Source organism: Nostoc sp., assembly GCF_036917095.1.
GTDB lineage: Bacteria > Cyanobacteriota > Cyanobacteriia > Cyanobacteriales > Nostocaceae > Nostoc.
Genome location: NZ_JBALFH010000040.1, coordinates 317,336 through 329,716, shown reverse-complemented (window position 1 = coordinate 329,716; position 12,381 = coordinate 317,336). Strand labels below are relative to the sequence as shown.

13 protein-coding genes are annotated in these 12,381 nt (G+C 43.3%); 9 read left to right on the top strand and 4 right to left on the bottom strand.

Features of this window, described 5'->3' with window-relative positions:
* Window positions 1–10 precede the first annotated feature (10 nt).
* The gene (locus tag V7L01_RS21035) at window positions 11–370 is read left to right on the top strand and encodes a DUF4870 domain-containing protein (protein WP_335038044.1); all 360 of its coding nucleotides are present in this window, start codon (window positions 11–13) and stop codon (window positions 368–370) included.
* Window positions 371–700: 330 nt separating this feature from the next.
* Entirely contained in the window at window positions 701–1,681 is a 981-nt protein-coding gene (hemB, locus tag V7L01_RS21030) for a porphobilinogen synthase (protein WP_335038043.1), read from the top strand.
* A 277-nt stretch (window positions 1,682–1,958) separates the two neighbouring features.
* Here hemB and V7L01_RS21025 read toward each other — a convergent pair whose 3' ends face one another.
* Complete coding sequence (locus tag V7L01_RS21025; RefSeq protein WP_335038041.1) at window positions 1,959–2,174, bottom strand: type II toxin-antitoxin system HicA family toxin; 216 nt, start codon at window positions 2,172–2,174, stop codon at window positions 1,959–1,961.
* Window positions 2,167–2,394 (bottom strand): type II toxin-antitoxin system HicB family antitoxin, encoded by a 228-nt coding sequence (locus V7L01_RS21020; RefSeq protein ID WP_334816955.1) that lies wholly within the window; start codon window positions 2,392–2,394, stop codon window positions 2,167–2,169. Before V7L01_RS21020 ends, V7L01_RS21025 begins: the two co-directional genes overlap by 8 nt.
* 46 nt (window positions 2,395–2,440) lie before the next feature.
* Here V7L01_RS21020 and V7L01_RS21015 point away from each other — a divergent pair, with 46 nt between their 5' ends.
* The 3 genes from V7L01_RS21015 to V7L01_RS21005 all read left to right on the top strand — a co-directional run bounded on the left by V7L01_RS21015 (window position 2,441) and on the right by V7L01_RS21005 (window position 7,353).
* Complete coding sequence (locus tag V7L01_RS21015) at window positions 2,441–2,638, top strand: hypothetical protein (RefSeq protein ID WP_335038039.1); 198 nt, start codon at window positions 2,441–2,443, stop codon at window positions 2,636–2,638.
* A gap of 523 nt (window positions 2,639–3,161) precedes the next feature.
* Window positions 3,162–6,275 (top strand): tetratricopeptide repeat protein, encoded by a 3,114-nt coding sequence (locus tag V7L01_RS21010; RefSeq protein WP_442937005.1) that lies wholly within the window; start codon window positions 3,162–3,164, stop codon window positions 6,273–6,275.
* Window positions 6,276–6,369: 94 nt separating this feature from the next.
* On the top strand, window positions 6,370–7,353 hold the full coding sequence (locus V7L01_RS21005) for a trypsin-like serine peptidase (protein ID WP_335038036.1): 984 nt from the start codon (window positions 6,370–6,372) through the stop codon (window positions 7,351–7,353).
* A gap of 233 nt (window positions 7,354–7,586) precedes the next feature.
* On the opposite strand, the gene V7L01_RS21000 is transcribed toward V7L01_RS21005, so the two are convergent.
* Together V7L01_RS21000 and V7L01_RS35495 are read right to left on the bottom strand one after the other, a co-directional pair.
* Window positions 7,587–7,796, bottom strand: coding sequence for a DUF6887 family protein (locus tag V7L01_RS21000; protein ID WP_335038034.1), 210 nt, complete (start codon window positions 7,794–7,796; stop codon window positions 7,587–7,589).
* On the bottom strand, window positions 7,793–7,909 hold the full coding sequence (locus V7L01_RS35495; RefSeq protein ID WP_442937000.1) for a DUF6888 family protein: 117 nt from the start codon (window positions 7,907–7,909) through the stop codon (window positions 7,793–7,795). The genes V7L01_RS21000 and V7L01_RS35495 overlap by 4 nt, the downstream gene beginning before the upstream one ends.
* Before the next feature lie 389 nt (window positions 7,910–8,298).
* Between V7L01_RS35495 and V7L01_RS20995 the strand changes: the two genes are divergently transcribed.
* From V7L01_RS20995 to V7L01_RS20980, 4 genes are all read left to right on the top strand, one after another.
* Window positions 8,299–9,282 (top strand): alpha-ketoacid dehydrogenase subunit beta, encoded by a 984-nt coding sequence (locus V7L01_RS20995; RefSeq protein ID WP_335038032.1) that lies wholly within the window; start codon window positions 8,299–8,301, stop codon window positions 9,280–9,282.
* A gap of 160 nt (window positions 9,283–9,442) precedes the next feature.
* Window positions 9,443–10,855, top strand: a complete 1,413-nt coding sequence (secD, locus tag V7L01_RS20990) for a protein translocase subunit SecD (RefSeq protein WP_335038448.1) — start codon at window positions 9,443–9,445, stop codon at window positions 10,853–10,855.
* The gene (secF, locus tag V7L01_RS20985; RefSeq protein WP_335038030.1) at window positions 10,852–11,841 is read left to right on the top strand and encodes a protein translocase subunit SecF; all 990 of its coding nucleotides are present in this window, start codon (window positions 10,852–10,854) and stop codon (window positions 11,839–11,841) included. Before secD ends, secF begins: the two co-directional genes overlap by 4 nt.
* Window positions 11,842–11,913: 72 nt before the next feature.
* Window positions 11,914–12,327, top strand: coding sequence for a hypothetical protein (locus V7L01_RS20980; protein ID WP_335038028.1), 414 nt, complete (start codon window positions 11,914–11,916; stop codon window positions 12,325–12,327).
* Window positions 12,328–12,381 lie beyond the last annotated feature (54 nt).

The following is a 12,381-nucleotide window of genomic DNA, read 5'->3' as shown; positions in this document are numbered from 1 at the left end:
GGAGAAAGCAATGTACGACACAGATAAGCGAAAGCTTCTATCCGCTTTGTCTCATGGAGCCATTTTTTTCAGCACAACGGTGGTATCTGTTGGTATACCTATCGCCATCTTCTTTGTATCTGACGATGCTGTTGTTAAAGAAAACGCCAAAGAATCCATTAACTTCCACTTTAATGTCTGGCTTTATGGAGGAATTCTGGGAGCGCTGTTTTTTCTATTCGGTTGGTTAGTATTACCTCTATTATTACTGGGGCCACTAGCGGGTCTGGGATATATATTGCACTGGGGATTAACAATTTGGGCGCTCATCAAAGTTTTCAGCAATCCTGATATACCCTTCCGTTATCCTTATATTTTCCGGGTTTTTTAAAGAGGATTGGGGCGTTGGACATTGGGCATTGTCAGTTATTTTATTCAGCTGTTGTACCTTGAGTTTGCACACAACCAATCGCCAGGATTTTGCCAACGCAGGGTCTTAGAATTGTGAATTTTGAATTGCTTACTATGTTGTTTTTTTTCCAGCCCGTCGGATAGATGCAACCAAGCTGTAGAATACAAAATTGCCCTACAACTTGATTAAGAGTAGGGCAAAGCACAGTAAAGCACTGTTTTTAGTCTGTCCGACGGCAGGAACACTTTAGCCTGCTTTTGTGACGCTTTGTTTTGTGTCCATTTGCGTTGTTATTCTTCATAAAATTTTATGTTTCCTATACATCGCCCCCGTCGTCTGCGTACCCATCCTCAACTGCGCCGGATGGTTCGTGAAAATGTTTTGACAACAAGCGATTTAATTTACCCACTATTTGCTGTACCGGGTGAGGGAATCGCTAACGAAGTAAAATCGATGCCCGGAGTCTACCAACTTTCGGTAGATAAAATTGTCGAAGAGGCAAAAGAAGTTTACGACTTAGGAATTCCTTCTATTATTCTATTTGGTATTCCGGCTGATAAAGATGTAGATGCCACTGGGGCTTGGCATGATTGCGGTATTGTCCAAAAAGCAGCAACTGCGGTAAAAGCAGCAGTCCCAGATTTGATCGTAATCGCAGATACTTGTTTATGTGAGTACACTAGCCACGGTCATTGTGGTTATTTACAAGTTGGCGATCTAACGGGACGAGTTTTAAATGACCCAACTCTGGAATTGTTGAAAAAAACAGCAGTTTCTCAAGCGAAAGCCGGTGCTGATATTATCGCGCCTTCTGGGATGATGGATGGCTTTGTCCAGGCAATTCGTGTAGGTTTGGATGAAGCCGGCTTTCAAGATACGCCGATTTTGTCTTATGCTGCTAAGTATGCTTCGGGTTACTATGGCCCATTTCGGGATGCAGCAGACTCGACACCGCAATTTGGGGACAGAAGGACTTACCAAATGGACCCAGGTAACGCCCGCGAAGCGATTAAAGAGATTGAATTAGATGTCGCTGAAGGTGCTGATATGCTCATGGTTAAGCCAGCCTTGGCATACATGGATATTATTTGGCGCGTTAAGGAAGCAAGTAACTTACCAGTTGCGGCTTACAATGTTTCTGGTGAGTATGCGATGGTGAAAGCTGCGGCTCTTAATGGTTGGATTGATGAAGAGCGGGTGGTTTTGGAAACTTTAACTGGGTTTAAACGCGCTGGTGCAGATTTGATTTTGACTTATCATGCCAAAGATGCGGCGCGATGGTTAAAGTAGGCTAGGCATATTGAATACTAATTTAGTGGGAAATCTCACGCAGAGGCGCAAAGACGCAGAGTTGTGTTTTAGTGTTTGGGCGTGAGATTCTTTGTTTATGGCTAGTGCGATGCCTGGGTTGGGCTACGCCTACGCAAGTTCAATATAAATAGGACTTACGCAAAAACCCTCTCAAACTCTAATTACTCCGTGACCTGTGCGTCCTCTGTGGTTGGTTTTCCGTTACCTTTGCGTAAGTCCTAATAAAGCTAAAAAGGCTTTTTCGGTTTAAGTAACTTCAAATAAAACACGAGGTAATCCTGACTGACGAATTAATAGATCGTAAAGTACCGATGCGTAACTCTTCGTAATTAGGGATAGGAACAGTAATTGTTGAGTCTTCGGTTTGCATCTGCATGATAATGTGACTACCACGCTGGCGCACTTGTACAAAGCCCTTTTCTTCCAGAATGCGGCAGACTTCTCTAGCAGAAAGAACACGCAGTTTACCCAATATTTACCTCTAGGCGTGTAACAAAAACTTCTGTGTGCAACCTTTGCTGAATTTCAGAAGGATCTGCTGTTTCAAAGAATAATTCTAATGCCTCAATTAGGTTATTCCGTGCCTCTTCGATTGTGTCACCTTGGCTGGCAATATCGAGTTCGGGACAGAGGGATACATAGCCATCCCTTTCGCGCTCAATGATAGCAGTGAATTGTGTTGTTTGCTTCATTTTTGTCTTTAGTACAGTAGGTCTATCAATCTTGATAGTAACTGCGATGCTTGTGGTTTTTGCTAGCCTACGCAACTTTGGACAGTATATCGTCAAAAACCTTTCGAGTGGGTGTTATGGGGATAGCGATCGCAAGCGTTACACAGTTAACATCAAAATATCAAAAAGAAGGTTGTCAATTATAGATTTTGCGATCAAAGTGATGCCGGAAGGTGAACTAGAACTGCCAGATGAAATATGTTGACTAATTTTTTTGAACACATTCGATAATGATGCTAACTTTATACGACTTCTCAAAGTTACGTTTGCTCATTCATAACTATTATCACCTCTTATCCTCCTCATCTCCCCCACCTCCCGCTCTACTGTGTACACACAAATCGAAAATTCCCTATCCAAATTGACTCTACAACCCACAAATCAAAACCTCACTCTCACTTTACCCTTGGGTAAATCTTTCCCTCTCCTTGCTAAGGAGAGGGATGTCCGTTAGGACTCTTTGAGGTTTTTCAAGATTTTTGGATAGTTCGATGACTTGTGTGTACACCGTAGCCTCCCATTAGGAAGCGCGAGAACGAGAAAATCAGGGCTTGCGGAGGGAGTTCGTTGCAAAAACAGAAACCAGAACCGTAAACTTTGACCGCACCCATAAAATCAATATAAAGTTTCAGCAATATCCCTGATGACAATTAAATAATTTACTAATATGCGGGATTGGTTCCGGCAGGAATAAAGCTGTCAATAATCACTGATTGAGGCTAAAAATGATGAGGAGTGCAAAGTCTCAGCGGATTTTCTGGTGTTTGCTACCAAGATTTACCCGCTACAGTTTAACTTTATTGCTGAGTGCGGTTTTATTGTCTGATGCAGTGGGGGCGACACCGAGAAACCTAGGGTTGCAGATAGCACAGCAACCAGGAACCACTCAACAAAATGCCACTCGCGCTGCTGCGGAACGGGTTACTCAAGAGGGGATGCAGCTTTATGAACAAGGGACAGCAGAATCACTGCGACAGGCCATTAGGAAATGGCAAGAAGGGCTGAAGCTTTGGCAACAAGTTGATGATAAAGGCTGGGAAGCCACCACCCTCCTTGGCATTGGCAGAGTCTACGACGATTTAGGAGAAAAGCAAGAAGCGCTCAAATACTACAACCAAGCTTTACCCATACGCCGTGCAGTGAAGGACAGAAGAGGGGAAGCCATCACCCTCAACAATATTGGCAGAGTCTACGACGATTTAGGAGAAAAGCAAGAAGCGCTCAAATACTACAACCAAGCTTTACCCATAAACCGTGCAGTGGCGAACAGGGGAGGGGAAGCCACCACCCTCAACAATATTGGCTTAGTCTACTCCTCATTAGGAGAAAAGCAAGAAGCGCTCAAGTACTACAACCAAGCTTTACCCATATACCGTGCAGTGGGGGACAAGGGAGGGGAAGCCACCACCCTCAACAATATTGGCAGAGTCTACGACTCATTAGGAGAAAAGCAAGAAGCGCTCAATTACTACAACCAAGCTTTACCCATACGCCGTGCAGTAAAGGACAGGGGAGGAGAAGCCGTCACCCTCAACAATATTGGCAAAGTCTACGACGATTTAGGAGAAAAGCAAGAAGCGCTCAAATACTACAACCAAGCTTTACCCATATACCGTGCAGTGGGGGACAGGGGAGGGGAAGCCACCACCCTCAACAATATTGGCAAAGTCTACTACGATTTAGGCGAAAAGCAAGAAGCGCTCAAATACTTCAACCAAGCTTTCCCCATATACCGTGCAGTGGGGGACAGGGGAGGGGAAGCCACCACCCTCAACAATATTGGCAGAGTCTACGACTCATTAGGAGAAAAGCAAGAAGCGCTCAAATACTACAACCAAGCTTTACCCATACACCGTGCAGTGGGAGATAAGGGAGGGGAAGCCACCACCCTCAGCAATATTGGGAGAGTCTACGACTCATTAGGAGAAAAGCAAGAAGCGCTCAAATACTACAACCAAGCTTTACCCATACGCCGTGCAGTGGGAGATAAGGGAGGGGAAGCCATCACCCTTTTTAACATGGCTAAACTAGAACGCAGCCAGGGTAATTTACAACAAGCCCAAACACATATTCAAGCAGCTATTGAAATCGTTGAAGATTTACGCACCAAAATTGACAGTCAAGAACTGCGTACTTCCTATTTTGCCACTGTACAGGATTATTATCAGTTCTACATCGACTTGCTGATGCAGTTGCACAAAAAAGACCCATCTAAAGGATACGACGCATTGGCACTGCATATTAGTGAGCGATCGCGCGCCAGGGGTTTGGTAGAATTGTTAACCCAAGCTAACGTAGATATCCGTAAAGGTATTGACCCCAAACTCTTGGCACAAGAACGCCGTTTAACGCTGCTACTTGATGCCAGAGACAAGCAGTTATCAGAACTATTGAGTAAAAAAGAATCTCCAGCCCAACTGGTAGCAACCACAAAACAACAAATCGAAGACTTAATAAAACAACAGCAAGATTTAAAGACCAACATCCGCGCTAATAACTTTGAGTATGCCGCACTGAAGTATCCTCAACCGCTCACTTTGCCCCAAATTCAACAACAATTAGATCGAGATTCCCTACTATTGCAGTATTCTTTAGGTAAAGAACGCAGCTATTTGTGGGTAGTTACGCCCAATTCTCTCAAGAGTTATGAACTTGCTAACTCAGAAAAGATAAACAAGGCGGCAACAAATTTAAAGCAACAGTTAACACGTCCACTCATCGCTAACGCATCCCCAGAGGAACAAGCGCAAGCTGTGACGGATACTACTAAAGCTGCTCAAGAACTTAGCCAACTCATCATTGCGCCTGTAGCTGGTCAGTTGGGTCAAAAACGCTTGGTGATTGTCGCTGATGGGATTTTGCATCAAATTCCATTTGCAGCATTAACTGACCTAACCCCCCAGCCCCCTTCCCTACGTTCGCGCAGCGTCTCGAAGAGAGGAAAGGGGGAGCAAGATAAACTCAAACTCCCCTCTTTGCTTCCCAGAGGGGTTGGGGGAGAGGTCAATTATCGACCTTTATTGATGAATCATGAAATCGTCAATCTGGCTTCTGTCACCAGTCTGGCGACCCAAAGACACCAACTCAAAGGGCGGAAAATGGCACCTAAAACTATAGCTGTCCTCGCTGACCCAGTATTCAGCGCTGATGATAAACGAGTCACAGGCAAAGCACCACAAACTTCTTCATCTCTCGATATTGAACTAGAACATTCTGCCCTGCAACGGTCTTTGAAAAACATTAATCGTAATGGTTTAGATAGACTTCCAGGTACACGCCAAGAGGCTGAGGTGGTTCTAAAAATGGTGTCACCTTCGGAGAGTTTCCGGGCTTTTGATTTTGATGCTAACTACAATTTGGCAACTAGCAAACAACTCAATCAATATCGTCTGCTGCTGTTTGCCACTCACGGCATTTTCGATGACATGAACCCGGAATTATCAGGAATAGTCACATCCCTGGTAGACAAACAAGGTAAAGCCCAAAAAGGTTTCTTGCGCCTCAACGATATTTTTAACCTTGACCTTCCCGCAGAGTTAATAGTGTTAAGTGCCTGTGAAACTGGTCTGGGTCAAGAAGTAAAAGGAGAAGGATTAGTGGGGTTGACAAGAGGACTAATGTATGCAGGTTCACCACGAGTGATTGTTTCTTTGTGGAATGTCAATGACCAAGCCACATCATTATTAATGGAGGAGTTGTACAAACAAATTTTGCAACAAGATAAATCACCTGCTGTTGCTCTGAGGGAAGCCCAATTGAAATTATGGCAACAGAAAGATTGGCAAAATCCCCGTTATTGGGCTGCTTTTAGTCTGCAAGGGGAATGGCGAAATAATTCGTAATTCGTAATACTCGCTTGATTAAGCGAGAAGCAAGCTACGTAATTCGTAATTAATGAAGAATTGGCAAGGATTAATTAAATCGGGAGTTTTATCGATGACTAAAAAGCCTATCTACAAGCAAACTTTGGCTTTGTTTTTTGCTCTCTTTATCGCTGGGATGTTGGGTTTTACAACATTGGGTGGTTGGGTATCTGTCCAAGCGAAAGAACAGACGCAAATGCCAGAAAGCAAGCCACCAAAATTTACTAAATTTGAAGATGCAGGTCAATTGCAACTGTCAGGAGATGGCAAGCCTTTTAAACCTTCTGGGTTGAACCAATCTGAAAAACCCTATGAGAAAGACCGAGCTATTATTGACTGGGATGACCGTATTCCTATGATTAGTAGAGAATATCCTTGGTCAAGCATTGGGCGGGTGCAAGGAACAACTGCTGATGCTAGAAGCTATCATTGCACGGGAACTTTAATTGGTGAAAATCTGGTTTTAACAAATTCTCACTGCGTTATTGATCCCGAAACTCACCAATTAAGTACAAAAATTCTGTTTCTGCCAAACCTCATTAATGGTGTTGTACCAAGTAAAAACGATATAGCCTTCGTAGAGCAAGTTACTTATGGTACAGACTTCACTACTAACGACAGGATCAAAAATCAAATTAATGACTGGGCTGTTATGAAAATTAATAAGCCTCTCGGTCGGAAGTACGGTTATTTAGGATGGGATTCTCTACCTTCTTCAACTCTAATCAAAAAGAAGAAAGAATTCTTCTTTGTAGGCTATTCTGGTGACTTTCCTAACCCTGATAAAAAAGGCTATGAGTTTCTCTCTGCTGGTCGAGGTATGACTGCAAGCTTCCAGGAAGGATGTAGTATTGTCCGGGAAGAGCAAGAAGTACTGCTCCATGATTGTGACACTAAAGGTGGTTCTTCTGGTGGCCCAATCATCGGTTTAGTTGGAGGTGAGCCATATATTATAGCCCTGAATAATGCTGAAATTACAGACGCTGCTACAAATCGAGGAATAATCAACTTGGCGGTGAAAATCGATTTCTTGGATCGTTTGTTTGCGAAAAATTAATTATTAGTTATTGGTGTAGATAATTGGTCTTTGAAGACGCGATAAATCGCGTCTCTACATGAGATAAATCGCGTCTCTACATGAGGGTTTTGTTGCTCTATGTTAACTGTATTGGGTTATGACTGCGCTTAACTTACCATACAAAACCATAAATTTAATGCCTAGATACCGGACTGATCATCAGAAATCCGGTATCTATCTTCATAAGCTTCGTTTGTTTTGTTGGAGAAGGTTTAAGCTTGTTTTCGTAGTCTTTCTAGGTTCTGTTGATGCAATGGGAAGTTTTCTAAATCATCTATTGACTGGGGTGCAGGAAAGATTACAGCGTCTTCAGAGGTGAATCTATCTAGATAAGTTTGAAAAGCTTCATCATCTTCTCTGTGGTCAAGAATATATTGACGCAATTGGACACGGGGCATTGTCATAAAATCTGGTTTATTCATACATATCTCCACTTCCCGTCTAGGTAAATTATAATTTCATTTTCTTCACCAGCGAGAATTACAAGATTTTTTGTTCGTTCATCGATTCGCACTAAAAACACAGGTAAATACATTTTTAGGAACCCAAAAGCTTAAGATAAACAACGTTTTCAACTGTTCTACAGTAGACATATTTAAATTATTGCTACAACAAATTTTTTCCTTTGACGTAACTAGAGTTAAGTTAGTATATTTCAATCATGAATGCTTAAATATATTTAACACGTACTTATACGTATTATTACAGGGCTAGATCAGCCGCATTTGGCAGAGTGGAGGCGATCGCTCATAAAACCTCTAAAATCTAAATAAAATAGCTGTTGATATAGTTATGGCAATAACTCGCTCTATGCTAGGGACTGTTTATTTAAAAAACCTAAACTCTAACTAGTGCGATCGCTCACGGTATTTGCGACAGCAGCACGATAAAATTCTAAAACCATAATCGTACTAAAAGGTCTAAATGGCAGAAACACTATTCTTCAACGCCTTACGGGAAGCCATTGATGAAGAAATGGCGCGTGATTCCAGCGTATTCGTTCTCGGTGAAGATGTAGGACACTACGGCGGTTCCTATAAAGTTACCAAAGACCTGTACCAAAAATATGGCGAACTCCGCATTTTAGACACCCCCATTGCCGAAAATAGCTTTACCGGCATGGCGGTAGGAGCAGCAATGACTGGGTTGCGCCCCATCATCGAAGGCATGAATATGGGCTTTTTATTGCTCGCCTTCAACCAAATATCCAACAACGCTGGGATGCTGCGCTATACTTCTGGCGGTAACTTTAAAATTCCGATGGTAATTCGCGGCCCTGGCGGTGTCGGACGGCAGCTAGGCGCAGAACATTCCCAGCGACTAGAAACCTACTTCCAAGCTGTGCCAGGCTTGAAAATTGTTGCCTGCTCCACACCAAGAAATGCTAAAGGACTACTAAAATCCGCTATCCGCGATGATAACCCCGTGTTGTTCTTTGAACACGTTCTGCTTTACAACTTGAAAGAAGATTTACCAGAAGAAGAATATTTACTACCCCTAGATAAAGCAGAAATTGTGCGTCCGGGAAAAGACGTGACAATTATTACTTACTCGCGGATGCGGCATCACGTGCTGCAAGCGGTAAAAACTTTGGAAAAACAAGGATACGATCCAGAAGTTATTGACTTAATCTCGCTTAAACCATTAGATTTTGATACTATTGGGGCATCAGTACGTAAGACCCATAAAGTTATTGTGGTGGAAGAATCCATGCGAACTGCGGGTATTGGAGCAGAAGTCATTGCTTCAATAAACGATCGCTTATTCGATGAATTGGATGCGCCAGTACTGCGGCTTTCTTCCCAAGATATTCCCACACCTTACAATGGCAATCTGGAACGATTAACAATCATCCAACCAGAGCAAATCGTGGAAGCTGTGGAAAAAATGGTAGCTTTGCGAGTCTAGGGATTAGGGAATAGGGAGTAGGGAATAGGGAATAAATTCAACCCCTACTCCCCACTCACTAGTAGAGACGCGATTAATCTCGCGTCTCTCCCTGCGATTTTCCAACTCATAACTCCATAAAAGAGCGCTATTATAGCCTTTGTCAGTTGCGAGTTATGGTATGCAAAGACAGCGATCGCTATTAATTTTAATTTTAGTCCTGATAATCGCCGCTATTACGGTGATTACCACAATTCCGATACCTCTTGGGCTAGATTTGCGCGGAGGATCGCAGCTCACAATTCAGGTGAAACCATCAGCGGAAATTCCCAAAATCACCGAACGAGAATTGGAAGGTGTGAAGAAAGTTGTCGAAGGCCGGATTAATGGTCTGGGTGTTTCTGAGCCACTCATCCAAACAGTCGGCGCAGATAAAATATTGGTGCAGCTACCAGGAGTCAACGATCCAGAGCAAGCTGAACGGGTGCTAGGGGGTACAGCGCAGTTAGAATTTCGTACCCAAAAGCCGAATACAGAAACCCAACTATTTGCTTTTCAAGCATCTAGAGCCGAATTGAAAGCCAAGCAAGAAGAGTTGAGAAAGAGTACTGACAAAGCAGCAATTGCCAAGAATCAAGAAGATTTGCAAAAAAGTAATCAAGCGATCGCAGAATTGTTTGAAAGCACCAATCCACCACTAATTGGCAGATACCTCAAGGATGCCTACGGTGAACCCACTCAAGGTAACAACTGGCATGTTGCCATTCGCTTCGACCAAAAGGGTGGTCAACTGTTTGCCGATTTGACAAAAAATCTTGCCGGTACTGGGCGTAGCATTGGTGTTTTTCTTGACAATGAACTGATCAGCGCTCCAACCGTGGGTATAGAATTTGCCGCCGCAGGTATTAATGGTGGCTCTGCCGTAATTACAGGACGGTTTACCGCACAAGAAGCTAATAACTTAGGCGTGCAACTACGTGGTGGGGCATTACCCGTACCAGTAGAAATCGCAGAAAGGCGGACAGTCGGAGCAACTTTGGGTAAAGATAGCATTCAAAGCAGTATTTATGCTGGGGTTGGTGGTTTGACTTTGGTATTAATATTCATGGTGGTTTACTATCGACTACCAGGATTGATTGCGGATGTGTCACTAATTATCTATTCCCTCTTAACTTGGTCAACCTTTGCTTTATTGGGCGTCACCCTAACTTTGCCGGGAATTGCTGGTTTTATCCTCAGTATTGGGATGGCGGTTGATGCCAATGTACTAATTTTTGAAAGGACGCGGGAAGAATTGCGGGCGGGTAAATCTCTGTATCGTTCTGTGGAATCTGGTTTTTACCGAGCATTTTCTAGTATTTTAGATAGCAACGTTACTACATGGATTGCTTGTGCTGCCCTGTTTTGGCTGGGGTCTGGTTTAGTCAAAGGCTTTGCTCTAACCTTAGCTTTGGGGGTAGGTGTGAGTATGTTTACCGCAATTACCTGTAGTCGGACATTGCTATTTTTGGCAATTTCAATTCCCTCGTTGCGGAAGACAGAACTTTTCTGTCCAAACCTGCCAGCGGCGAATAAGGCGGAGGTGACTCCATGAAACTGAGTATTAACAAATCGCGATCGCTTTGGTGGAGTATTTCTGCCGCTATCATCCTCGCTGGTATCATCTCAATGGTGATTTCTTGGCAACAACCCAGTATTCGTTCCCCCTTACGCCCCGGCTTAGATTTTATTGGTGGTACGCGGTTGCAGTTTGTCCGAGATTGCACCAAACCCGGCAACTGCGACAAACCAATTAATATCAACGCTGTCCGGGAAGTAGCAAAGGCACAGGGACTAGGTGATAGCAGCATCCAACTTGTCGCGGAAAATGGTTCAGAAAATGGTGTATTAATTCGGTCAAAAGATTTGACTGTCGATCAGCGTACCAAGTTACAAAACGCTTTGAGCGAAGAAATCGGCGTTTTTGACCCGCAAAAGAACCAAATTGACTCCGTTGGCCCCACCTTAGGAAAAGAACTGTTTACATCCGGGGTATTAGCTCTGATAGTTTCCTTCATCGGTATTACTATCTACATGAGCTTCCGCTTCCAGTTAGATTATGCTGTGTTTGCGATCGTTGCCCTACTCCACGATATCGCGATCACGGTAGGGGCTTTTTCATTTTTGGGTTTGGTGGCAGGCATCGAAGTAGATAGCCTTTTTATCGTCGCTTTACTTACCATCACAGGTTTCTCAGTCAACGATACAGTGGTGATTTACGATCGCATTCGGGAAACCATTAAAATCCATCCCGAACAGCCGATTGCCGAAATTGTAGATGATGCGGTTAACCAAACGTTGACAAGATCGATCAACACTACCTTAACCGTATTACTGACATTATCTGCTATCTTTCTATTTGGCGGAGAAACACTGAAAAACTTTTCCCTCGCTTTGATTATTGGCTTCACGATGGGGGCTTATTCGAGTATTTTCATCGCCAGTACTCTCCTTACTTGGTGGCGAGAACGCAGGGGTAAATCCCAAGTGGTAGATAGTGCTGAGTCAATTGATACATCTGCCAGTTCCCAGGATAGTTAAACTTGTGCGTATTTCACAATTGAGTTAAAGCATTTTGAATTGCTCATCTATGCTTTGCAACTTTATTCCCCTATGGATCGACCAGAAGAACCATTAATTACTGTCCCAGACTTTGAGAAATCTGACCCATCGTTTGCTCAACAAGTACAAAAGCTACACAAGCTGACAGTATATGGCAGGTGGCTGTTTGTGGGCTGTTTGTGGCTCACAATTGCACCTGTTTCCTTGTGGGGTCTACGTGCAGAAATTTCTCTGTGGCAACAATATTTTACCTGGGTGGCAGTGAGATTTGGACTCTTCTACCATCCATTGTCTACCTTCGGTCTAGCATTTTGTGTTGGGATGACCGCTGCTGTTTTAGTTTGGCAAAGTCGGAATATTCTACTTGGACTACCACAGCAGGAAAAACAACGTTTAGAAAAACAAGTTTATCGAATACGTCAGCAGGGGCCAACTCATCCTCTGTGGAAGTGGATTTGTGATTAAATTTTTTTCTCGTTGCATATACATATACACGTACAGCAATTTCTAGAAAAATAT